The sequence below is a fragment of the Croceibacterium segetis genome, assembly GCF_011320115.1.
Taxonomy (GTDB): domain Bacteria; phylum Pseudomonadota; class Alphaproteobacteria; order Sphingomonadales; family Sphingomonadaceae; genus Croceibacterium_B; species Croceibacterium_B segetis.
The window spans coordinates 14,485-35,577 of the sequence record NZ_JAANOZ010000006.1 but is presented as its reverse complement, the minus strand read 5'-3'; the positions used below and the strand labels follow the sequence as shown (position 1 = coordinate 35,577).

The 21,093-nt window shown below is 67.3% G+C and carries 23 protein-coding genes; 13 read left to right on the top strand and 10 right to left on the bottom strand.

The features are described 5' to 3' along the window. Positions 1-92 precede the first annotated feature (92 nt). The 3 genes from G7B69_RS08545 (at position 93) to G7B69_RS08535 (ending at position 2,648) form a co-directional block, all read left to right on the top strand. Positions 93-1,514 carry a M20/M25/M40 family metallo-hydrolase gene (locus G7B69_RS08545; RefSeq protein ID WP_166178211.1) on the top strand — a complete coding sequence of 474 codons (1,422 nt, stop codon included), beginning with the start codon at positions 93-95 and terminating at the stop codon, positions 1,512-1,514. 136 nt (positions 1,515-1,650) lie between these two features. Further along, complete coding sequence (locus G7B69_RS08540) at positions 1,651-2,157, top strand: hypothetical protein (RefSeq protein WP_166178209.1); 507 nt, start codon at positions 1,651-1,653, stop codon at positions 2,155-2,157. Next, positions 2,157-2,648: a DUF421 domain-containing protein gene (locus G7B69_RS08535; RefSeq protein WP_166178207.1), complete on the top strand. Its 492-nt coding sequence runs from the start codon at positions 2,157-2,159 to the stop codon at positions 2,646-2,648. The genes G7B69_RS08540 and G7B69_RS08535 overlap by 1 nt, the downstream gene beginning before the upstream one ends. A gap of 216 nt (positions 2,649-2,864) precedes the next feature. Here G7B69_RS08535 and G7B69_RS08530 read toward each other — a convergent pair whose 3' ends face one another. Further along, positions 2,865-3,023 (bottom strand): hypothetical protein, encoded by a 159-nt coding sequence (locus G7B69_RS08530; RefSeq protein ID WP_166178205.1) that lies wholly within the window; start codon positions 3,021-3,023, stop codon positions 2,865-2,867. A 151-nt stretch (positions 3,024-3,174) separates the two neighbouring features. Here G7B69_RS08530 and G7B69_RS08525 point away from each other — a divergent pair, with 151 nt between their 5' ends. From G7B69_RS08525 to G7B69_RS08515, 3 genes are read left to right on the top strand one after another with little or no spacing between them, the layout of a single operon-like run. Further along, the gene (locus G7B69_RS08525; RefSeq protein WP_166178203.1) at positions 3,175-4,617 is read left to right on the top strand and encodes a sulfatase family protein; all 1,443 of its coding nucleotides are present in this window, start codon (positions 3,175-3,177) and stop codon (positions 4,615-4,617) included. A 52-nt stretch (positions 4,618-4,669) separates the two neighbouring features. Further along, positions 4,670-6,244, top strand: coding sequence for a glutamine-hydrolyzing GMP synthase (guaA, locus tag G7B69_RS08520; protein ID WP_166178201.1), 1,575 nt, complete (start codon positions 4,670-4,672; stop codon positions 6,242-6,244). After that, entirely contained in the window at positions 6,241-7,776 is a 1,536-nt protein-coding gene (locus G7B69_RS08515) for a thioredoxin family protein (RefSeq protein WP_166178199.1), read from the top strand. The genes guaA and G7B69_RS08515 overlap by 4 nt, the downstream gene beginning before the upstream one ends. A 53-nt stretch (positions 7,777-7,829) precedes the next feature. Here G7B69_RS08515 and G7B69_RS08510 read toward each other — a convergent pair whose 3' ends face one another. Continuing rightward, on the bottom strand, positions 7,830-8,870 hold the full coding sequence (locus G7B69_RS08510; protein WP_166178197.1) for a DoxX family membrane protein: 1,041 nt from the start codon (positions 8,868-8,870) through the stop codon (positions 7,830-7,832). A 97-nt stretch (positions 8,871-8,967) separates the two neighbouring features. Here G7B69_RS08510 and G7B69_RS08505 point away from each other — a divergent pair, with 97 nt between their 5' ends. Genes G7B69_RS08505 through G7B69_RS08495 form a run of 3 tightly spaced genes read left to right on the top strand, consistent with a single transcriptional unit; the run spans position 8,968 to position 10,328 of the window. Beyond that, a complete protein-coding gene (locus G7B69_RS08505; protein WP_166178195.1) occupies positions 8,968-9,429 on the top strand; it encodes a GNAT family N-acetyltransferase in 462 nt (153 codons plus the stop codon). Between the two features lie 60 nt (positions 9,430-9,489). After that, on the top strand, positions 9,490-10,104 hold the full coding sequence (locus tag G7B69_RS08500; protein WP_166178193.1) for a hypothetical protein: 615 nt from the start codon (positions 9,490-9,492) through the stop codon (positions 10,102-10,104). 11 nt (positions 10,105-10,115) lie between these two features. After that, positions 10,116-10,328 carry a hypothetical protein gene (locus tag G7B69_RS08495; protein WP_166178191.1) on the top strand — a complete coding sequence of 71 codons (213 nt, stop codon included), beginning with the start codon at positions 10,116-10,118 and terminating at the stop codon, positions 10,326-10,328. 71 nt (positions 10,329-10,399) lie between these two features. Here the strand turns inward: G7B69_RS08495 and G7B69_RS08490 are convergent, their stop codons facing one another. From G7B69_RS08490 to G7B69_RS08470, 5 genes are all read right to left on the bottom strand, one after another. Further along, positions 10,400-10,624 (bottom strand): hypothetical protein, encoded by a 225-nt coding sequence (locus G7B69_RS08490; RefSeq protein ID WP_166178189.1) that lies wholly within the window; start codon positions 10,622-10,624, stop codon positions 10,400-10,402. Positions 10,625-10,808: 184 nt separating this feature from the next. Further along, positions 10,809-11,363, bottom strand: a complete 555-nt coding sequence (locus tag G7B69_RS08485) for a DUF924 family protein (protein WP_166178187.1) — start codon at positions 11,361-11,363, stop codon at positions 10,809-10,811. 1 nt (position 11,364) lies between these two features. Then, positions 11,365-11,769 (bottom strand): hypothetical protein, encoded by a 405-nt coding sequence (locus G7B69_RS08480; protein ID WP_166178185.1) that lies wholly within the window; start codon positions 11,767-11,769, stop codon positions 11,365-11,367. Between the two features lie 67 nt (positions 11,770-11,836). After that, positions 11,837-12,112: a zinc-finger domain-containing protein gene (locus tag G7B69_RS08475; RefSeq protein WP_166178183.1), complete on the bottom strand. Its 276-nt coding sequence runs from the start codon at positions 12,110-12,112 to the stop codon at positions 11,837-11,839. A 52-nt stretch (positions 12,113-12,164) separates the two neighbouring features. Beyond that, on the bottom strand, positions 12,165-12,776 hold the full coding sequence (locus tag G7B69_RS08470; RefSeq protein ID WP_166178181.1) for a DUF4402 domain-containing protein: 612 nt from the start codon (positions 12,774-12,776) through the stop codon (positions 12,165-12,167). A gap of 125 nt (positions 12,777-12,901) precedes the next feature. Between G7B69_RS08470 and G7B69_RS08465 the strand changes: the two genes are divergently transcribed. Continuing rightward, entirely contained in the window at positions 12,902-13,852 is a 951-nt protein-coding gene (locus tag G7B69_RS08465) for an ABC transporter ATP-binding protein (RefSeq protein ID WP_166178179.1), read from the top strand. 4 nt (positions 13,853-13,856) lie between these two features. Here the strand turns inward: G7B69_RS08465 and G7B69_RS08460 are convergent, their stop codons facing one another. Beyond that, entirely contained in the window at positions 13,857-14,594 is a 738-nt protein-coding gene (locus G7B69_RS08460; RefSeq protein ID WP_166178177.1) for a Crp/Fnr family transcriptional regulator, read from the bottom strand. A gap of 137 nt (positions 14,595-14,731) precedes the next feature. Continuing rightward, complete coding sequence (locus G7B69_RS08455) at positions 14,732-15,643, bottom strand: CE1 family esterase (RefSeq protein ID WP_166178175.1); 912 nt, start codon at positions 15,641-15,643, stop codon at positions 14,732-14,734. 61 nt (positions 15,644-15,704) lie between these two features. Between G7B69_RS08455 and nadB the strand changes: the two genes are divergently transcribed. Beyond that, positions 15,705-17,294, top strand: coding sequence for an L-aspartate oxidase (gene nadB / locus G7B69_RS08450; RefSeq protein ID WP_166178173.1), 1,590 nt, complete (start codon positions 15,705-15,707; stop codon positions 17,292-17,294). A 77-nt stretch (positions 17,295-17,371) separates the two neighbouring features. Then, positions 17,372-18,067 carry a VIT1/CCC1 transporter family protein gene (locus tag G7B69_RS08445; protein WP_166178171.1) on the top strand — a complete coding sequence of 232 codons (696 nt, stop codon included), beginning with the start codon at positions 17,372-17,374 and terminating at the stop codon, positions 18,065-18,067. Here the strand turns inward: G7B69_RS08445 and G7B69_RS08440 are convergent. Further along, entirely contained in the window at positions 18,064-18,681 is a 618-nt protein-coding gene (locus tag G7B69_RS08440) for a LuxR C-terminal-related transcriptional regulator (protein WP_166178169.1), read from the bottom strand. The genes G7B69_RS08445 and G7B69_RS08440 overlap by 4 nt on opposite strands. Positions 18,682-18,812: 131 nt before the next feature. Between G7B69_RS08440 and G7B69_RS08435 the strand changes: the two genes are divergently transcribed. After that, positions 18,813-21,086 carry a TonB-dependent receptor gene (locus G7B69_RS08435; protein WP_166178167.1) on the top strand — a complete coding sequence of 758 codons (2,274 nt, stop codon included), beginning with the start codon at positions 18,813-18,815 and terminating at the stop codon, positions 21,084-21,086. The last annotated feature ends 7 nt before the right edge of the window (positions 21,087-21,093 follow it).

Below are 21,093 nucleotides of genomic sequence, written 5' to 3'. Positions count from 1 at the left end.
GGGATTGAGGGGGCATTCCGGAACCCTTCGAGGCCCCTTCCATCCACAGCCGAATCCTGCTCAACTCAAGGCATCCAATCCGGGGGGAATTCATGACAAAGAGGTTCTGGGCCTTAGCCGCCCTTTCGCTCGCGAGCGCGCCCATCGCCGCACAAGTGCCGACCGGCACGATGGGCCCGCTGCGGCCCGATCAGCAGCAATTCCGCGAGTTGTACCAGGAGCTGGTCGAGACCGACACGAGCATCACGACCGGCAACTGCACCACAGCTGCCAATCAGCTCTCCGCGAGGCTAAGGGCCGCCGGAATTGCGGGCGAGAACGTGACGGTGTTCACCGTGCCCGACCATCCCAAGGAGGGCGGCCTGGTGGCGGTCTATCCGGGCACTTCGAAGACCCTCAAGCCGATCCTGCTGCTCGCCCACATCGACGTCGTCGCGGCCAAGCGCGAAGACTGGGTGCGCGATCCCTACACGCTGATCGAGGAAGGCGGCTACCTCTACGGCCGCGGCGTGGCGGACGACAAGGCGATGGCCGCGACCTGGGCCGACATGCTCGTCCGCTTCGCTCGCGAAGGATACAGGCCCGCACGGACGATCAAGATGGCGCTGACTTGCGGCGAGGAGACCGACACCGCGTTCAACGGCGCGCAGTGGCTCGCCAACAACCGCCGCGAGCTGATCGACGCTGCGTTCGCGCTCAACGAAGGCGGCGGCGGCGACACCGACGGCAAGGGGACGATCGTCGACCAGTCGATCCAGGTCGGCGAGAAGCTCTACCAGGACTACAAGCTCGTTTCGACCAACCCGGGCGGCCACAGCTCGGGCCCGGTGCGCGACAACGCGATGTACGAAATGGCCGAGGCGCTGCTCAAGATCCGCGACCACGAGTTCCCGACCGAGTTCAACGACACCACTCGTGTGTTCTTCGCCAAGGCCGGCGCGATGCGGAAGGACGAGCTCGGCCCGGCGATGGCGCGGCTCGCCGCCAACCCGAACGACGCCGAGGCCGAAAAGGTCGTCAACACCGACAAGTGGTTCCATTCGATGCTGCGCACAACCTGCGTCGGGACGATGATCAGCGGCGGCCACGCGGTCAACGCCCTGCCCCAGCGGGTCGAGGCCAACGTCAATTGCCGCATCTTCCCCGGCCACACGCCGGGTGAGATCAAGACCGAGTTGGAGCGGGTGATCGCCGATCCGAAGATCACGATTGACCTGGCGCGCAAGGACAAGCCGATCGCCAAGGCGCCGCCGCTCGATCCGGCGGTGATCGGCCCGATGGAGAAGCTGAGCGCCAAGTACTTCCCCGGCGTCCCCGTCATTCCGGCGATGTCGACCGGCGCCACCGACGGGCTGTACATGTCGGCCGTGGGCATCCCGACTTACGGCGTGCCGGGTTCGTGGGGCGATCCCGACGGCAATGGCGTGCACGGCCTCAACGAACGGATCGAGGCGCGCTCGCTGTTCATCGGGCGCGATTACCTGACGGACCTGGTCAAGCTCTACACCAAATAGCGCTGCCGCTCCGCAATCCGTGGCGGAACGGGGCGGCATCGGAGCTGTTTCCTAGCTGACTCAACAGCACTTCGAGCGACCGGGCTCGGGAAGCGAGGAGGCATTGGGGAAGCAGAAACCAGCGGTTCAGCCAGGCTTGCCCGACGGCATCACCGCCCGCCATTTCGACGGCTCGGGCGGGGCTCTGCGCGGCTTCCTCCCGATCGCCATTCTCGGCGCTCTGCTGCTGGCCGCGTTGCTCGGCGCCTTCGGCGGCACGGCGGATCCGCAAGTCACTGCCGAAAGCAACGGCGCCAGGCTGACCGTCGAAGCTCCGCGGACGCTTCGCAGCGGCATGATCCTGGAAATCGATATCGTCGTCGATGCCGAACGCCCGATCGCCAGGCCGGTGGTCGCGATTTCCGGCAGCTATTTGCGCAACCTTTCGTTCAATTCGATCATTCCCGACCCGAGCGAGGCGAAGTTCGACAACGGAACGGTCATGCTGAACTACGGCGCGCTGAAGGCCGGCGAGCGGCTGCAGGTGAAGCTGGACGGGCAAGTCAATCCGTCGCTGGTCGGTGAAAACGACGGACAGGTGGCTATCCTCGACGACAATGCGGTGCTGGCCGTGCGGCCGGTGCGCTTGCGGGTGCTTCCCTGATGGACATCGTCCTGCGCGCCACCTTCATGTTCGCGGTCATTTTCGTGCTGCTGCGACTGCTCGGCAAGCGCGAGATCGCGGAGATGACCCCGTTCGAGGTCGTCCTGCTGGTGGTGATGGGCGACCTCATCCAGCAAGGCGCCACGCAGAGCGATTACAGCGTCACCGGCGCAACTCTCGCCGTCGCCACCTTCGGCTTCTGGAGCCTGGTGCTGAACTGGGTGACCTATACCTGGCCGCGCGCCGAGCGCCTGCTCGACGGCGAGCCCCAGGTGGTCGTTCGCGGCGGCGAATTGCTGGCCAAGATGATGCGCCGCAACCGGCTGACCCGGAGCGAGGTCGAAAGCGAGATGCGCCACGCCGGGATCGCCCGCCTCGACGACGTGGCCTGGGGAATCCTCGAAACCGACGGCAAGATCAGCTTCATCGGCAAGGACCCCGGCGGCAGCGCCGAGCGAACCGCGAACGAGCCCGACAAGGGGCCTGCATGATCCCTGGTGGGAGGCGATGGAGGGGGTGTGCCGGCTGGGGACGGGGGTGGGGGGAGAGGTGTCCGCCAGCCGGCTCAAGCGGGCAGATAGGGTTGCATGTCGCGCATCACAAATGAGAAAACCGCCAAAGCTATTGCGTTTTGCGCAACCTCTCCGGGGGCCGGAACCAGCCCACGGTTCGGAGTCCTTACTCGGCCGAAACCCCCTCGCCCGGTCTCACCACCAGGATTCCATCTGCACTCCCGCCGTTAGGCCGAACGTCGAATCGGTCGCCCCACGGGTGGTTTCGCCGTTCAGCACCTGGTCTCCGGTGACAGGATGGATCGAAAAACCGCTGTTGAAGAAGCGGGCCTTGGCGAAAATGCCGAATCTCATCCAATTGGACTAGGTCTATTGGACGGCGGCGTCTGCCAGGGGTGCCGGCGACGGTGGTCGGGGGCAGCCTCGCACTTGCGATTGGCCGACGCCGCCGGGATGAGTTAGACCGCGCAGGCGGGCAACGACGGCCTGCGGGGACGGAGGGCGCATGAAATCCCTGTCACGGAGGAATCTGCTGGCGTTCGCTCCGGGCCTGGCCGCGGCGGCTGCGGTCGCCGGGCGTGCGGCGCCGGGCGGCGACCCGGAGCGGCCGAACATTATCTTCATTCTCGCCGACGACATGGGGGTAGCCGACCTTTCCTGCTATGGCGCGCCGCAGATCAGGACCCCGGCGATAGACCGGATCGCCGCCGAGGGCGCCCGCTTCACCCAGGCCTATGCCGCCTCGGCGGTTTGCACGGCGTCGCGGGTAGGAATCATCACCGGACGCTATCAGTATCGCTTGCCGATCGGGCTCGAAGAACCGCTCGCCGGCAACGACGTCGGCCTGCCGCCCACGCAGCCGGTGCTGCCCTCCATTCTCAAGGCCGCCGGGTACGAAACCTGGCTGATCGGCAAGTGGCATCTCGGCTCGCTGCCGAAGTTCGGCCCCTTGCAGAGCGGCTACGACCACTTCTTCGGCTTTCGCGGCGGTGCACTCGATTACTTCAAGCATGGTGTCGACCGCTCGGGCAAGCTGCAGCCCGACCTGTGGGACGGCGACGTTCCGATCGAGCGCCACGGCTACCTTACCGAGCTGCTCGGCCAGCGCGCCGTCGAAGTGATCCGCGCGCAAAAAGACCGCAAGGCGCCGCTGTTCATGAGCCTGCATTTCAATGCGCCGCACTGGCCGTGGGAGACCCCGGACGACGAGCAGGCCTCGGCCCGGCTCACTTACGGGCAGCGGATCACCGAATCCGGGACCCTCGCCACCTACAACCGCATGGTGGAGGAAATGGATCGGCAAGTGGGCCGCTTGCTCGAGGCGCTGGCGCAGACCGGGCAGGCGGAAAACACCCTGATCGTCTTTACCAGCGACAACGGCGGGGAGCGGTTCTCGACCACCTGGCCGTTCAACGGCCGCAAGTCCGAGCTGCTCGAAGGCGGAATCCGCATCCCTTCGGTGGTGCGCTGGCCCGGGCGGATTCCCCAGGGCCTGGTGAGCGAGCAGCCGACGATTCATCTCGACTGGCTGCCGACACTGACCGCCGTCGCGGGAACGCGCCCCGACCCACGCTTCCCGAGCGACGGGCTGAACCTCCTGCCCGTGCTGGCCGGCGCGGCGAAGCCGGCGCCGCGCACGCTCTACTGGCGCTACAAGGCCAATGCCCAGCGGGCGGTGCGCATGGGCGATTACAAGGCGCTCAAGATCGGCGGCAACACGTACCTGTTCAACGTTGTCGACGATCCGATGGAGCGGGCGAATCTCAAGAACCGGATGCCCGAAGTCTACCGGCAATTGACCGCCGCCTGGATGGCATGGAACGCGGGAATGCTGCCCGAGTCGCCGCAAAGCTTCACCTACGACAACGCTGCCGACGAATGGGCCGATCGCATCAATCTGACGGAGGTCGACACCAAGGCGGTGGATGACGGAGGGCCTTGGCCATAGGCCTGCCGGCGGCTCGCTTTACAGCCCGCCGCCCGCTCACTATCGCGCCGCCATGGACCCCCAGCACCTCCCCGATTCCATCCTGATCGTCGATTTCGGCAGCCAGGTGACCCAGCTGATCGCCCGCCGCGTGCGCGAGGCGGGGGTCTATTCGGAGATCGCCCCGTTCACGCTGGCCGAAGAGGCGTTTCGGCGGCTCAGGCCGAAGGGGATCATCCTCTCTGGCTCGCCTGCCGGAGTGCCCGAAGAGGGATCGCCGCGCGCGCCGCAAGTCCTGTTCGACAGCGGCTTGCCGATCCTCGGCATCTGTTACGGCCAGCAAGTCATGTCGCACCAGCTCGGCGGTGAGGTCCGACCGGGCCACGAAACCGGCGAGGGCGGGGAGTTCGGCCGTGCGTTCCTGACCGTGACCGAGCCATGCATGCTGTTCGAAGGGCTGTGGCAGGTCGGCGAGCGCCACCAGGTGTGGATGAGCCACGGCGACAAGGTCACCCGCTTCGCCCCGGGCTTCCGCATCGTCGCCACCAGCGACGGTGCCCCCTTCGCGCTGATCGCCGACGACGAGCGCAAGTACTACGGCACGCAGTTCCACCCAGAGGTCTATCACACGCCCGACGGCGCCAAGCTGATCGCCAACTTCGTCCGTCACGTCTGCGGCCTGGCGGGCGACTGGACGATGGCCGAGTTCCGCAAGACCAAGATCGACGAAATCCGCGCCCAAGTCGGCAGCGGGCGGGTGATCTGCGGACTCTCGGGCGGGGTCGACAGCGCGGTTGCCGCGGTGCTGATCCACGAGGCGATCGGCAGCCAGCTGACTTGCGTGTTCGTCGACCACGGGCTGATGCGCCTCAACGAGGCCGAGCAGGTCGTCAGCCTGTTCCGCGACCACTACAACATCCCGCTGGTCCACGTGAACGCCGAGGACCTGTTCCTTTCCGGCCTCGCCGGGCTCGACGAGCCCGAGGCCAAGCGCAAGTTCATCGGCAAGACCTTCATCGACGTGTTCGAGGAAGAGGCGCGCAAGGTCGGCGGGGCCGATTTCCTCGCCCAGGGCACGCTCTATCCCGACGTGATTGAAAGCGTCAGCTTCACCGGCGGCCCGTCGGTGACGATCAAGAGCCACCACAACGTCGGCGGGTTGCCGGAGCGGATGAACATGGCGCTGGTCGAGCCGCTGCGCGAGCTGTTCAAGGACGAAGTGCGCGAGCTGGGACGCGAGCTGGGGCTGCCCGAGGCCTTCGTCGGCCGCCACCCGTTCCCCGGTCCCGGCCTGGCGATCCGCATTCCCGGCGAGGTCACCCGCGAGAAGTGCGACATTCTGCGCAAGGCCGACGCGATCTATCTCGAGGAAATTCGGGCCGCCGGTCTCTACGACGCGATCTGGCAGGCCTTCGCGGTGCTGCTCCCGGTCAAAACCGTCGGCGTGATGGGCGACTATCGCACTTACGACAGCGTCTGCGCCCTGCGCGCGGTGACCAGCACCGACGGCATGACCGCCGACGTCTACCCCTTCGACGCCGCCTTTCTCGGCCGCGTGGCGACGCGGATCGTCAACGAGGTCAAGGGCATCAACCGGGTGGTCTACGACTATACCTCGAAGCCGCCCGGGACTATCGAGTGGGAATGACCCGTACCCTTCCCGCGACGCTGGCGATGGCCCTCGCACTCGCCTTCGCGACCACGGGGTGCAAGCCCGCAGCCGAACGACCCGCCGCGACGGCTGCCGGGAAAGAGATCGCCTGGCGCGAAGGCGACGTTGCCGACGCGCTGGCGGAGGCGAAGGAAAGCGGCAAGCCGGCGCTGCTCTACTGGGGCGCGGTGTGGTGCCCGCCGTGCAACCAGATGAAGTCCACCCTGTTCAAGGACCCAGCCTTCATCGCCGAAACCCAGGCCTTCGTTCCGGTCTATCTCGACGGCGACAGCAAGGGCGCGCAGCGCTGGGGCGAGCAGTTCGGAATCAGCGGGTATCCCACGGTGATCGTGCTGCGACCCGACGGTTCCGAGATCACCCGCGTCTCCAGCGCCACGATGGCCTCGCAGCTGCCCGCCCTGCTGCGCACCGCCGCCGGGCGCACGACTTCGATCGAGGACCTGCTCGCCAGGGCCAAGGCCGACCCGGCCAGGCTGGCGACGGACGACTGGCGCATCCTCTCCGACTTCGACTGGCGTAACGATCCCAAGCACTTCAAGGACCCGGCCAGCGCGGTGCCGCTGCTCGAGCGCCTGGCGGCGGCCGCACCGCAACCGTCGCTGCAGCGGCGGTTCGCGCTGCTCGCGCTGGTCGTCGGCGCCGAGCAGGGGGAGGACGGCAAGGCCAGGCTGACGGCGGCGCAGCAGGCGCGGCTGCTCGAGATCCTGCCGCCGATCCTCGCCGATGCGGCCGAAGTGAAGGCCAACCGGCAGGAGCTGAGCTACGATGTCGCGCCGATGGTCGCCGCCCTGTCCGACGGCAAACGCCGTGAGGGACTGAGCCGCGCGCTGATTGCCGCGGCGGATTCGCTATATGCCGATCCGAGCGCGTCGATCGCCGACCGGCTCAATGCGACCAATGCCGACGTCAAGCTGGCGCGGGCGAGCGGCAAGGTTCCGGCGGGCGTGCTGGCGAAAGTGCGCGACAGCGTCGCCTGGGCCGACGCCAACGCCAGGGACAAGATGACGCGCCAGGGCGTGATCGACGATGCCGCCTACCTGCTGTTCAACGCGGGCGATCACACCGCCGCGAGGAAACTCGAGCTGGCCGAGCTCAAACGTTCGGAGCAGCCGTATTACTACATGAGCAGCCTGTCGGACTTCGCCGAGCAGGACGGCGACAAGGCCGGCGCGATCGAATGGGCGCGCAAGGCTTACGAGGCCTCGCAAGGCCCGGCGACGCGGGTGCAATGGGCGATCCTCTATTCCAGGACCGTGCTGCGCAACGCGCCGGACGACAAGGCGGCGGTGACGAAGGCCGCCAACGCGGTGATCGACGAGCTCGGCAAGAGCCCGGACAGCTATTACCAGCGCACCCGGGTCAAGGTCGCCGACTGGGGCGACAAGCTCCGCTCGTGGAGCGCGGCGCACAACGGCGGGCAGGTCCTTGCCGGGCTTCGCTCGCGCATGGACGAGGTGTGCGGAGAACAGGGAACGCAAGCGGCGGCATGCCGCCAATGGACTGCCTGATCGCCGCACGCAGCGCGCCATTTTGTCCAAAGGGGCGGCGAGTCGGAACTAAGTCATGCCGGCTCCGGAGCGATCGGACCGCGCCCCATGCCTTGCAGCAGCCGCGCCACCAGCACGACCGCCGGATAGGCGAGGATCAGCAGCGCGTAGCGGCCGGTGTCGCCGAACACCCAGATGTAATAGAACGCCGCGGCGGCAAGCAGCGGGACCAGCGCCACCGCGAACTGCGATGGTGAAACCGGGCCGACCGGTATTGCGTAGGCGGTGTCGAAGTTGGCCCCCGGCGTGGGGCTTTCGCCTAGGGTCAGCGCGCGGCGCCGCAGCATGCCCTTGTAGGTGCCGAGATAGCCGAGCATCAGCCAGGCGTTGAGCGCGACCGCTGCGAGCGCGAGGATCATGCCGAGCGGCGCATGCTCGAGAATCACCGCCCAGAACGCCGCGCAGACCGTTACCGGCATCAGCACGCACAGGGCCAGGGGGACGAACACCCCGGCGAGGATCAGCGCGCCGGTGACAAGCTCGATCCCCGCGGCCACGTAAAGCAGCTTGCTGTGGGTGAGCGCGGCCATCAGTTGCACCGCGAGCGGCTCGTGGCCGGCCGGAACCGGGTAGAACGGCCCGAACAGCATGTTCGCTCCGCTCGCCAGCATCCATGCGCCGAAGACGATCCGGGCGCCGAGGAAAGCTGAGTTGGCGCCCTTCGCGGCCGTGCGCGGCGCCAGCATGGCGCGGTAGCTTTCGACGTAGGACAGGCACAGCACCAGGTTGCACACCAGCACGGCCCAGCCGTAGATCGCCGAACCCGAGCTCCAGCCCTGCAGCGGCACGTCCCAGTACCACACGCAGAACGACACCGGCATGCACACGACCACCATCAGCGGGGCGTAGAAGCCGGTCAGCACGGCGAGCCCGGCGAGCAACTCGACCGCCTTGGTCATGTCGAACATGTGGCTGTCCAGCAGCGCGGTGATCAGCTCCGTGCTGAGCGGCTGGTTGCCCATCGGCTGGGGAAACAGCGGAACGAAGTGATTGAGCCCCGCCGGGATCATCCACGCGGCAAAGATTAGCCGCACGAACCAGATGGCGTACTTCATGGCGCTCTCCCCCTTGGCCGTCCGTTCGTGCGGACCCTCTCTTTGGGCAAAGACTACGCCCCTTGCGCGAACAAAGTAAATGCTGTTCGCAGGGGGGATGGCAGCGAGCGATGGCATGGCAGGACTCGTGGTGCGAAGCGCCCGCGCGGCCGATTGCCGCGCGCTCGAACGCCTGATCGGCCAACTCGGCTACGACGCCGCCGAGGCCGACATCACCCGGCGCCTGGCGGAGATGGAGCAGGATGGCCGCCTGGTCCTTGTCGCCGAGCTTGACGGCGAAGTGGTCGGCTGCCTCAGCACTTCGATGATGCGGGTGCTGCATCGCCCGGCACCAGTGGGGCGCATTTCGATGATGGTGGTCGACACCGCGCTGCGCGGCCGCGGCATCGGTGCCGGGCTCGTGCGCGCGGCGGAGGAAGCGCTTGTCGCGGCCGGATGCCAACTGGTCGAAGTCACCAGCAACCTCGCGCGAACCGATGCACACCGCTTCTACGAGCGGCTCGGTTATGAGCGGACCAGCGTGCGTCTCGCGCGCGAGCCGGCAGCAGACGGTCGCTGATGTGAGGATGCCAAGCGGGCTGCGTGACGCTATGAACCACGCGGCGCGGGATTTTCGATCATGCGGTTGAGCTACACCATCGATGGCCGGGAGTTCTCGGTCGAGTGCGACCCGGAGACGGCGTTCTTCGCGGGCGAGGACGTTTGCCTGGCCGAACGCTTCGACGACCTCGTGGCGGCGGAGGACTGGTACCGCGACGGTTACGCGATCATTGATTCGACGCGGTTCTTCGATTCCGCGGAAGTTCGCGAGGATGTCGAGCGGGTCGTCAGGCGTTCGATCGCCGAACTGGCGCCGGACGCCGATTTGTCGGCGTTCCGGCTGGGCGATTACCACAAGTACGTCGACGACGCGCTACATGCCCGGGTCATCCGCAAGACCAGGCGCCTGTTTCCGAAGGATTTCGGCTTCGACGAAGCCAGGATCGTCGGCGAACTGAGCGAGCTGCTGGGGGTGAAGCTCGGTTATCGCAATCCGCTGGAGAGTTCCGACCAGTGGATCATCGCCCGCATCAATCCGCCGGGGTCGGTCGGTTTCAACCCGGCCCACAAGGACGCTCACGGCGCTCTCTCGACCAGCTCGGCAGCATCCCGCGGATGGTCAACGTCTGGATCCCGATCTGCGGCGTCGGCGAGGGAACCGGTCTCCCGGTGGCGCCGGGCTCTCATCTCTTGAAGGAAAGTGCCGTGCTGCGCACGCGCGCCGGAACGGTGATGGAAGGGCAGCGGTACTCGGTGAACTGCATCAAGAGCTGGAACGGGCAGACGGCCCTGAGCACCTTGTGCCCCGCGGAAAGCGAGATGATCGTCTTCTCGTCACATCTCATTCACGGGCTCGGCCGGAATCACAATCCCGACACCACTCGCGTTTCGCTGGAATTCCGCCTCTACGAACAATGACAACGAAGGCGCCAGAAACGCAAACGGGGCCGCTTGCGGCGGCCCCGTCTGTAGTTGTGCGGGAACCAGTACTACGGGCTGGTGGGCAGCTGGTTCTCGTCGTCGCTCGCGACGAGGATGATCAACGCGATCGCGGCTGCGGCGAGCGCGACGTAGAGGATGGTCCCGCCACCGGCGATCTCTTCGTTCTGGTCGACCGGGGTGGACGCGCGAACCGGGGCCGCTTGCGCCGAAATCGGTGCGGCGATCAATCCGAGCGCTGCTGCCGAAGCGAGCGTGGTCTTGGCAATTCTCATTGATATCTCCCTGCCAAATATCGACGTGAGGACACGAACGAAAAAAACCGCGTTCGAGCCGGAAAGTTCCCCAACATTGGGGAGAAATTTTGTGCCCTTATATGCACTTATGAGTGAGCGATTTGCCCCGCGTCGTCAAGCGTGACGCCCCGCCAAGCGGATTAGCGAAACTGGCGCGGCAATTTTACCACAGGAATCCCTGGGCGATGGCCCGCCCCTCGGCAGCGGTGGAGGTCCGGCCGAGCGCCGCGTTGCGGTGCGGGAAGCGGCCGAAACGCGCGATCATCCGATAATGGCTGCGCGCGTAGGGCAAGCCGTAGCGCTGTCCGAGTCGCGCGAACGCGGCAAGGCTGCGCAGCTGGTCGGCGATCGCCTCGCTATGCATCAGCGGCATGGCGACGAACTGGCGCTCGACCTTGCGCAGGCGGCGATCCCATCCTCGCCGCTCGATGCCGCGAGCGATCGCCCGCGCCAGCCGGTCGCCGGCAAAGGCCTCGGCGCTGCCGCGGTAGATGTTGCGCGGCACCTGGTCAAACAGCACCACCGCCGCGAAGGCCGTCTGGGGATCGCCGAGGAATTCGTGCGCCGGCCTTGTGCGCAGCATCGCAAGATCCGCGGCGAAGCGGCGGCGCAGCTCCTCATCGACGCTCTCGCTGACGCGAAACCAGTCGCCGGGGCGCAGGGCGTGGAACCAGTAATGCAGCAGCTCCGCCGCCCAGCGGCGCCGGGCAGCGGCCAATTCAGCCGGCCTTGGTGTAGGGAACGAAGTCCTTGAGGAACACCACGCCGGTTTGGAAGCCGTCGTAGCGGTCGACCGTCTTCATCGATTCCTGCACGCAGAGGCGGCTCGGGCTGAAGCGGCTGAGCACCAGCGCGTCGTTGCGGCCGAGCATGCGCGGATCGGTCGGGCGGGCCACGTAAATCGTCTTGCCCGCGTCATAGACCACCGCGACGCCATCGATGACTTCCATCTTGTTGCTGCGCGTGGTGGTGATGCAGCTCACCGGCGCGCCGGCGCTGCGGCCTTCGAGCATGCGCGCGAGGCGAGCTTCGCCGGTGTCGTTGTGGCCCGAGCCGGCGGCGGCCGCCGCAGTTGCGGCCAGCGCCAGCGCAGCGCCCGAGAGAATTGTCGCAAGAGCTTTCATGGTCGTACCTCCTGTCCGAGACGTACGGGAAAGCTAGTGAACCGGGCCTGACCCGGCAAGGCCAGGGTCAGTTGACGCTGCCGTCCGCCGGTGCCGGCAGGTCGCCGGGACCGATCTCGCGGTTGCCATGCTCGCCGGCCGGGCCGTTGAGCACGAAACGCCGGTCGCAATAGCCGCAATCGACGTAACCCTTCTCGTCGATTTCCATGTAAACGCGCGGGTGGCCCAGCGCGGCTGGCCGATAGTTCTCGCCGCCGCGAATGTCGCCCGCGCCGTCGCACCAGACGTAGCGCGTATCGACGGGGGTGATCTCGGGAACGAAGGGGTCTGTGGTTGCGGTCATCCCAGCCGCGTTATCGCGGCCCGCGGCGATGCGCAATATCGGCTCGCCCGGTCTAGTTGAACTGGATCTGGATCAGCAATGTGCCGTTGTACACGCCCGGCGTCTGCGCGGCGGCAACGTTAAGGGTCCCGCCGACGTAGAATTCGGCGATGCCGGTGGGGGTATCGACCCGCCAGCTTCCGAAGTCCCAACCGGCCGCGCCCTGCTTTGCGCTCATGCCGAGGACGCCGACCGTCAGGTTCGTCAGCTGCATCGTCGCGCCCGCCGGTCCGTTCAGCGTGATCTGGCCGCCGTTGTTCTCGCGGATGAAGACGCGCTTGTTCTTCTTGCCGTAGATGCTGAAGGCGGCGGCTTTGCAGGCCCCGGTGCGGATCAACACCCCGGTGGCCGTGCAAGTGGCGGTGTTCTGCGGCGTGAGCACGATCGTGCCGCCGGTATTCGCCTGGGCGATCGAGCCGAAATCCATGTCCGAGATCTTGGCCACCGAGCCGGGCGTCAGTATGGCGACCTGGGTCCGGGCCGTCGCCGTGTCGCCGTCGACCTGTTGCGCGAAAGCGTGGGAGGGGACGAAAAGGAACGCTGCCAGTAGGGCGCACGCGCCGGCCTGCAGCCAAGGCGCGCTGCACGCGCCAAGGCGCGGCAAGCGGATGATTCCAGGTCCCATCGAACCGGTGTCTAGCCTATCAGGCGCGAGCGGATGGTTGCCACGCATGGTAAACGCGCTGGTAAGTTTCACCTGTCCTTCACTACCATTGCCCCCCTTGGCGCAGCGCCCTAAAGGCGCTCGCCATGAGCGATAACGGCGCCGCCATCTCGATCCGCGACCTGGTCAAGGAATATGCCGGGCAAGGCGAGGCGCCCCCCAAGCTGGCGCTCAAGGGGATCAGCTTCGACGTGCCGCAAGGCGGCATCTTCGGCCTGCTCGGCCCCAACGGCGCCGGCAAGTCGACGCTGATCAACATCATGGCCGGGCTGGTGATGAAGACCAGCGGTGGAATCGAGATCTGGGGCCACGACATCGACCGCGATATGCGCAACGCCAAGCTCAACATCGGCATCGTCCCGCAGGAGATCGTGTTCGACCCGTTCTTCACGCCCTTCGAGGTGCTCGAGAACCAGGGCGGGATGTACGGCATCGCCAAGCACTTGCGCCGTTCGGAAGAGCTGCTGCGCGCGGTGCACCTGTCCGACAAGCGCGATGCCTATTCGCGCACCCTCTCGGGGGGCATGAAGCGGCGCCTGCTGATCGCCAAGGCGATGGTCCATTCGCCGCCGATCCTGGTGCTCGACGAGCCGACCGCCGGCGTCGACGTCGAGCTGCGCCGGCAGCTGTGGGAACTGGTCGGCGACCTCAATTCCGAAGGCGTGACCGTGGTGCTGACCACGCACTACCTCGAGGAAGCCGAGCAGCTGTGCGATCGCATCGCGATCATCAACCACGGCGAGCTGATCGCCAACAAGCCGACGCGCGAGCTGGTCGGGATGATGGGCGAGAAGATCGTCGCCATCACCGTCGAGCGCGACGTCACCGCACCGCCCGTCAGCGAGAGCTTCCTCAAGAGCGAGAAGACCGGTGAGCGGACGATCGAGGTGACTTACGACAAGAGCCGGGTCACCGCCGGCCAGGTGCTCGGCCTGGTGCGCGACCAGGGCTTTGTGATCGAGGACGTGACTACCCGCGAAGCCGATCTCGAGGACGTCTTCGTCCAGCTGACCAGCGGCGCGGCCGCGACCGCCTGACCGTCTAGCGAGCGGGGCGGCCGGGCAGCAGCAGGTAAGCCGGATCGAATTCGGCGAGGGCCGCCAGACTGCTCCAGCTGGCGATCCGAACGTGCCCGCGATTGAACGTGACGCCTTCCTCGCGCAGCGACTTGAGCGTCCGGTTGAGATGGACTGCGGTGAGCCCGACGGCGTCGGCCATCTGTGACTGGGTCAATGGCAGGGTGTAGTCGTTTCGGGTTCCGAGCCCCACCTGTTCCATCCGCATGCCCATCTCGCAGAACAGGTGAGCCAGACGCGGGATGGCCTGCTTTCGCCCGAGGTTGGCGGCCCATTTGGCGAGGACCGACCCGTCGGTGACCGTGTCGCGCCAGAAGGCCATCGCCAGCGAAGGGTCGAGCACCAGCCGGCGCAAGGCGGCATGCGGGATGAACAGCAAGGTGGCGCGGCTCAACGCTTCGAGGCCCCAGCCGCTGGTCGGGGCCGGAACCGAGTTCAGGTCGCACATGTCGCCAGGGATGTAGAACGCGACGATCTGGCGGCGCCCGTCGGCCATCATATCGAAGCGGCCGCCCAAGCCGCTCACGATCATGCACGAATGATCGGTGCGCTGCCCCGGCAGGATGATGTCGTGGCAAGGCCCGACGTGGGCGACCCGTCCCGGCAGGGCCATGACCGCCTCGCGCTCCTCGGGGCTCAGCGCCGAGCGTAGCGACACGCGTTCGACGAACAGGCTCAGCGCCTTTTGCGGTGTGACGACCATCGCTTGCTGCCCATTCCCGCTTGTGATGCGCGCGCCCCACCCCCGGCCTCACGCAAGTCTCTGCAATCGCCTCTTTAACAGCGTCAAAGATGCAAGGCGAATCCCCTGTAGTGCCGCGTTTCCTGCCGGCGGAGGGTTCAGCGCCTGTGCCGGGCAAAGAACGCCCACAGCGCGTCGTTGTCGGCCGTCCATACGTGGCCCGCGCCCGACAGGACGTCGCCGACGACCTCGGTTCCCTCGCGGCAAGCGCCATAGCGTTGCTCGTTCCGCCCCGGCGCGACGGCCACCGCCACGGGACCCTTCGTGCATCCGTCGAGCGCCGCCCATCGGGCGAGCGCTGCGGACATCGGATATTGCCAATACGGTGCACCGCCACCCTCGATCGGATTGGTCTGGTCCTTGTCGCCGGCAAAGGCGAGCACCGGCACCGGGCGCGACGGTTGGCAGGTCGCCGGATCGGGCCGTCGGGGGTCGCCGGCCAGCGGGTTGCCCGCGCGCAGCCCCACGACCGGGGCGATCGCGGCGAAGCGATCGGCGGCCACGCAACCCAGCCAGGATGTCATCCGCCCGCCGCCGGAAAGGCCGGTGGCATAGACCCGCGCCGGGTCGGCGCAGCCCTGGGCCGCCAGCCAGTCGATCGTCGCCAGCGCGAAGGCCACGTCGTCGGGATCGTTCTTTGTCGGCAGGTGGCCGGTCACCGTCGGCACGCCGGGAATGTTCCAGGCGAATCCGTCCTCGGCGCGTATTCCGGCATCGGCCGCCGCAAGGATGAAGCCGTGGCGGTCCGCGGCGGGCTCGAGCCCCGAGGTCTTGAGGATTGCGCGCGCGCTTCCTCCGCTGCCGTGAAACAGCAGGACGAGCGGCAGGCGCTCGTCCGCTGACCCCGCCGGCACATGAAGCAGCAGGGTCCGGCCGGTGTTTCCGACCAGGACATCCTGCGTCGCGCCAGGCTTGCCGACGCGACAGGCGGCGGTCGCGGGCCCGGCCGCCGCCAAAGCGAACAGCGCCACAAGCACCGCCCCCAGGCGAGCGAGATTCTTCGTTTCCATGGCGCCGTCTCCGTTGCGAACCCGCTTGCACACCGGGCTGCCTGCGTGTTCAAGCAAAATGATGAGCCGGCAGAGCCATTCGACCGACGTCCTGGTGATCGGCTCCGGCGCCGCCGGGCTAACGGCGGCGCTCACGCTGGCGCAGCAGCGCACGGTCACGGTGCTCGCCAAGGGCCCGCTGACCTCGGGCTCGACCGCCTGGGCGCAGGGCGGGATCGCCGCGGTGCTCGATGCCGGCGACACCTTCGAGGACCACATCCGCGATACGAGGGTCGCCGGTGCCGGGCTCAACCGGCGCGAGACGGTGGAGTTCGTGATCGAGCGAGCGCCCAAGGCGATCGCGCGGCTGGTCGAGCTCGGTGTGCCGTTCAACGCCGATGGCGCGAGCCTGCACCTCACGCGCGAGGGCGGGCACAGCCACCGGCGCATCGTCCACGTCAACGACGCGACCGGCTGGGCGGTGCAGGCGGCGCTGCTCAAGGCCTGCGAGGCCAACCCGAACATCACGCTTCTGCCCGACCACAGCTGCATCGACCTCGTCACCGGCCGCAACGAGGAACGCTATTCGGGCTCGGGCCGGGTCTGGGGCGCCTACGCGCTCGACGGCGCTACCGGCCGGGTCCAGGTCTACCGGGCGCGGGCGACGATCATGGCCTCGGGCGGCGCGGGCCGCGTTTACCAGTTCAGCACCGCGCCGCGCGGAGCGACCGGCGACGGCATTGCCATGGCCTGGCGCGCCGGAGCCCGCGTCTCCAACATGGAGATGATGCAGTTCCACCCGACCTGCCTGTACAATCTCGAGGTCAAGAACTTCCTGATCACCGAGGCGGTGCGCGGCGAGGGCGGGCAATTGAAGCACCCGGTCACCGGCCACCGCTTCATGCCCGACTACGACCCGCGCGCCGAGCTCGCCCCGCGCGACGTGGTTGCCCGCGCGATCGACGACCAGATCAAGCGCTTCGGGCTCGACTACGTCCATCTCGACATCAGCCACATGCCGCCCGAGTTCGTGAAGGAGCATTTCCCGACGATCCACGAGAAGCTGCTCGGTCTCGGCATCGACATGACGAAGGAACCGATCCCGGTGGTCCCGGCGCAGCATTACACCTGCGGCGGGATCCTCGTGGGCCTCGACGCGCGCACCGATTTGCCGGGCTTGTGGGCGGCGGGCGAGTGCACCGAGAGCGGACTCCACGGCGCCAACCGCCTCGCCTCGAACAGTCTGCTCGAATGCTTCGTTTTCGGCGAGGCGGCGGGGCGCGACATCCTTGAGTGCTGGGACCGGCTCTACGATCCGCCGGCGATCCGCGAGTGGGACGAAAGCCGGGTGACCGATTCCGACGAGGAAGTGGTCATCAAGCAGAACTGGACCGAGATCCGCCGCTTCATGTGGAACTACGTCGGCATCGTCCGCACCACCAAGCGCCTCGAGCGCGCGGCGCACCGCATCCGGATGCTCACGGACGAGATCGAGGACTACTACGGCCACTTTCGCGTCACCACCGACCTGATCGAATTGCGCAATCTGCTGCAATGCGCCGACCTGATCGTGCAAAGCGCGCTCAAGCGGCACGAGAGCCGGGGCTTGCACTTCATCCTCGACTATCCAAACACCGACCTTGTTGCGCGCGACACGGTGCTGGTGCCCTAGCTGGCCCTATCCGGACAATTGCTAATGGCGCGGGAAACCTGGCAGCTTCGATAGCACGGGCCGAAACGGAGGTGTCGATGAGCCGGCTGCATGTCGAAGCACACAAGATCGGCCGCGTCGGCTGGCTGCGGGCCGCAGTGCTCGGCGCCAACGACGGCATCGTTTCGACCTCGAGCCTTGTGGTCGGGGTGGCGGCAGCCGCGGTCGGCAAGCCGGAAATCCTGCTGGCGGGGTTTGCCGGCCTTGCCGCCGGCGCGCTGTCGATGGCTGCGGGCGAGTACGTTTCGGTCAGCTCGCAGGCCGACACCGAGGCCGCCGATCTCGCCCGCGAGCGCCGCGAACTGGCGGAGCAGCCCGAATTCGAGCTCGACGAGTTGACCGCGGTCTATGTCGGGCGGGGTCTCGAGCCCGACCTCGCGCGCGAGGTTGCCAAGCAGCTGACCGCGAAGGACGCGCTTGCTGCCCATGCGCGCGACGAGCTGGCCTTGTCGGAGCTGACTACGGCGCGACCGCTACAGGCGGCCATGGCCTCGGCGGCGACCTTTTCGGTCGGGGCCGCTTTGCCGCTGGCCATCGCGTGGATCGCGCCTCTGAGCCTGCTCGTGGCCGGCGTAGTCGCCGCCTCGCTCGCCTTCCTCGCCCTGCTCGGCGCGCTGGGCGCTCGCGTCGGTGGCGCGTCGATGCTCAGGGGCGTGGGCCGCGTCGTTTTCTGGGGCGCCGTGGCGATGGCCGTGACCGCCGGTGTCGGGAAGATCTTCGGGACCGTGGTTTAGCCTCCGGCCGTCCGTGCCATCAGCGCCAGCGGCCTCCCGTCGGGATCGTTGAAGAATGCCATCCATTCCTCGCTGCCGTCGGCGTGGCGGTGGATCATGTGCGGGGCGGAGACGAACTCGGCGCCCTTGTCGTTCAGCGTGCGATGCGCGGCGTGGATGTCGGGCACCTCGAAATAGAGGATCGATTCGGGCTTCGCCGCGCCCTGCTGCAGGTACAGACGCGTACCGCCGCAATCGAAGAACGCCATCTCGCCGAACGTGAACAGGTGCGGCAGGCCGAGCACTTCGCGATACCAGACTTCCGAGGCGGCAATGTCCGACACCGTGCGGGCGATCTGGCCGATGCGGCCAAGCTGAGTGTCCATGATTTCCTCCCTTCGCTTGAGCGCGCTGTCGCGGCGCACGCCGTCCCACCGGCGCAGCTCCGCGCGGCTGGCGAGGCCGAGCTTGCCGAGCGCGTTGCCGACGTGGAACTTGACCGCGTCGAGGCTGACCCGGCGCCGCGCGGCGATCTGCCGGTTGGTCAGGCCGTGGCGGACGAACTCGACGACCGCCCATTCGGCGGGGGTGAGCAAATCGTCGCGCGGCGGCCGTCCCGGCCCGTTCCTGGCCATGCGGCCGGTCTACCCCAAGCGGCCGGCAATTACCCTACCCGCGTGCGTTCGCGGAACGCGCGCCAGCTAAGTAAGAAGTATTCTCATTAGCGGTTGACCTGCTGAGAATAGCTCGCAATAGCGCATCCGCCATGAGGAAAACCACCCCCTACAGCTTGCGTCCGGCGCCGGCCAGGACCGCCCTGCTCGCCTCCGCTCTCGGATGCGCGTTCCTCCCCGCCGTCGCCCAGGCCGAGGACCTCGTCGCCGAGGGGCCGGAGATCGTCGTCAACGGCGAGCACGCCGCCGACGGCAATCCCAACGCCGACGCGGAAGCGCCGTACAAGGTCGACAAGTCGGCCGACGGGCGCTTCACGGAAGCGCTGCGCGACACGCCCAAGTCGATCACCGTGATCCCCAAGGAAGTGATCGAGGACCAGGGCGCGACCAGTTTCCGCGAGCTCGCCCGCACCACCCCGGGCGTGACGCTCGGCACCGGCGAGGGCGGCAACGCTTTCGGCGATCGCATTTTCATCCGCGGGTTCGAAGCGAGGAACGACGTCTACATCGACGGGCAGCGCGACCCCGGCGTCTCCAGCCGCGAGATCTTCGCAGTCGAGCAGGTCGAGATCGTCAAGGGTCCGTCGAGCGCATTCATGGGCCGCGGCACCACCGGCGGCTCGGTCGGGCTCGAATCGAAGAAGGCCAAGACCGGCACCGATTTCGTCGTCGGCGAACTGACCGGCGGCACGTCGGACATGGTCCGCGGCACCATCGATGCGAACTACGACCTCGGCGGCGGCGCCGCGCTGCGCGTCAACGGGCTCTACCACACCGGCGACACGCCGGGCCGCGACTTCGTCGACAACGAGCGCTGGGGCGGCTCGGCGGCGCTGGCCTGGAAGCTCTCGCCGACGGTCAGCCTCGATGCCGACTACTACCACTTCCGCAGCGACGGGATGAGCGATTACGGCCACCCGTTCGACGTGACCACGCACGAGCCGTACAAGGTCGATCCCGACAACTTCTACGGCGCGGTCGGCCGCGACTTCAACAAGAACGCCGCCGACATCGGCACCGTGGCGCTCGAGTGGGCGCCGTCCGACGCGGTCAAGCTGCGCAGCCAGACGCGCTACGGCGAAGTGTCGAATCGCTACGTCGTCAGCGTCCCGCGCGCCCCGCGCACGGTGACCAACAACCCGGCCGACCTCGCCGCCGGGTTCGTCCCCGGCCAGCTGGTGGTCGACACCGGCAGTCCGCAGCGCAACGCGACGACCGAGTACCTCGGCAACATCACCACGCTCAATCTCGATCTCGCCACCGGCGGCGTCGGCCACGCGATCGTCCTTGGCGGCGAGCTCAGCAGCGAGGACGTGACCAATCGCCGTTACGCCTTCCCGGCTTTCGTCGAGGACCAGAACGGCAACCCGATCGGCACCCCGAGCGGCTTCACCCGCGACTTGTTCGATCCCGACCCGGTGCTCGGCTACACGATTCCGGTTGCGATCGACCCGAACACGCCACCGGCGACGACCACCGTCGACAGCTGGTCGCTGTTCGCGCTCGACACGCTCAAGTCCGGCGAGAAGTGGCAGCTGCTGCTCGGGTTGCGCTACGACACTTTCGACATTCGCGCCCAAGGCGTTTCGCGCGGCACGCCGTACGACGTGAAGTCCGATGTCGACTTCCTCAATTACCAGGCCAGCCTGCTCTACAAGCCGGCCGAGGCGGTGAGTCTCTACGCCAGCTTCGCCACCAGCGCGAACCCCAGCGGCGAGCAGCTTGATTCGACCAGCCCCGAATACGGCGGCGTGATCGGCGCCGAGAACCTCAAGCCGGAGCACAACAAGGCTTACGAGCTCGGCGCCAAGTGGGAGGCGGCCGGCGGCCACCTTCTGCTGACCGCGGCGGCCTTCCGCATCGACAAGAGCGACGCCCGCGAGAACCAGGGCGGCGGGGTCTACGTCGACGTCGGCAAGCTGCGCAGCCAGGGTTTCGAGCTTGGCGTCAGCGGCAACCTGACCAGCCGCCTCGCGCTGTTCGGCGGCTACACCTTCCTCGACGCCAAGATCGTCGCCAGCGCCGATCCCACGAAGATCGGCAGCCGCTTCGCCAACGTGCCGAAGCACAGCTTCGCGCTGCTCGCCAATTACGCGGTGACCGAAAAGCTGATGCTCGGCGCGCAGGCGCAGTACCGCAGCCGGATCTTCGGCGGCACGCTCGACGCCAACGGCAACAGCCTGCCCGGCTACTGGAAATTCGACCTCGTCGGCCGCTACCATGTGAGCGACCGCGTCGAGCTGCGCGCCAACCTGACCAACCTGACCGACAAGCGCTACTACGACGCGATCTATCGCTCGGGCACGCCGTTCAGCTATGTCGCGCCGGGCCGCCAGGCGACCGTGAGCGTGGCGGTGACGTTGTAGGAGCTTC

Coding starts and splice junctions, on each gene's coding strand:
- G7B69_RS08505 (WP_166178195.1), top strand. CDS start 8,968: ATGGCAGCGAGCGATGGCATGGCAGGACTCGTGGTGCGAAGCGCCCGC.
- G7B69_RS08440 (WP_166178169.1), bottom strand. CDS start 18,681: ATGGCCAGGAACGGGCCGGGACGGCCGCCGCGCGACGATTTGCTCACC.
- G7B69_RS08475 (WP_166178183.1), bottom strand. CDS start 12,112: ATGACCGCAACCACAGACCCCTTCGTTCCCGAGATCACCCCCGTCGAT.
- G7B69_RS08470 (WP_166178181.1), bottom strand. CDS start 12,776: ATGGGACCTGGAATCATCCGCTTGCCGCGCCTTGGCGCGTGCAGCGCG.
- guaA (WP_166178201.1), top strand. CDS start 4,670: ATGGACCCCCAGCACCTCCCCGATTCCATCCTGATCGTCGATTTCGGC.
- G7B69_RS08465 (WP_166178179.1), top strand. CDS start 12,902: ATGAGCGATAACGGCGCCGCCATCTCGATCCGCGACCTGGTCAAGGAA.
- G7B69_RS08480 (WP_166178185.1), bottom strand. CDS start 11,769: ATGAAAGCTCTTGCGACAATTCTCTCGGGCGCTGCGCTGGCGCTGGCC.
- nadB (WP_166178173.1), top strand. CDS start 15,705: ATGAGCCGGCAGAGCCATTCGACCGACGTCCTGGTGATCGGCTCCGGC.
- G7B69_RS08455 (WP_166178175.1), bottom strand. CDS start 15,643: ATGGAAACGAAGAATCTCGCTCGCCTGGGGGCGGTGCTTGTGGCGCTG.
- G7B69_RS08500 (WP_166178193.1), top strand. CDS start 9,490: ATGCGGTTGAGCTACACCATCGATGGCCGGGAGTTCTCGGTCGAGTGC.
- G7B69_RS08535 (WP_166178207.1), top strand. CDS start 2,157: ATGGACATCGTCCTGCGCGCCACCTTCATGTTCGCGGTCATTTTCGTG.
- G7B69_RS08525 (WP_166178203.1), top strand. CDS start 3,175: ATGAAATCCCTGTCACGGAGGAATCTGCTGGCGTTCGCTCCGGGCCTG.
- G7B69_RS08445 (WP_166178171.1), top strand. CDS start 17,372: ATGAGCCGGCTGCATGTCGAAGCACACAAGATCGGCCGCGTCGGCTGG.
- G7B69_RS08435 (WP_166178167.1), top strand. CDS start 18,813: ATGAGGAAAACCACCCCCTACAGCTTGCGTCCGGCGCCGGCCAGGACC.
- G7B69_RS08490 (WP_166178189.1), bottom strand. CDS start 10,624: ATGAGAATTGCCAAGACCACGCTCGCTTCGGCAGCAGCGCTCGGATTG.
- G7B69_RS08545 (WP_166178211.1), top strand. CDS start 93: ATGACAAAGAGGTTCTGGGCCTTAGCCGCCCTTTCGCTCGCGAGCGCG.
- G7B69_RS08530 (WP_166178205.1), bottom strand. CDS start 3,023: ATGAGATTCGGCATTTTCGCCAAGGCCCGCTTCTTCAACAGCGGTTTT.
- G7B69_RS08510 (WP_166178197.1), bottom strand. CDS start 8,870: ATGAAGTACGCCATCTGGTTCGTGCGGCTAATCTTTGCCGCGTGGATG.
- G7B69_RS08515 (WP_166178199.1), top strand. CDS start 6,241: ATGACCCGTACCCTTCCCGCGACGCTGGCGATGGCCCTCGCACTCGCC.
- G7B69_RS08460 (WP_166178177.1), bottom strand. CDS start 14,594: ATGGTCGTCACACCGCAAAAGGCGCTGAGCCTGTTCGTCGAACGCGTG.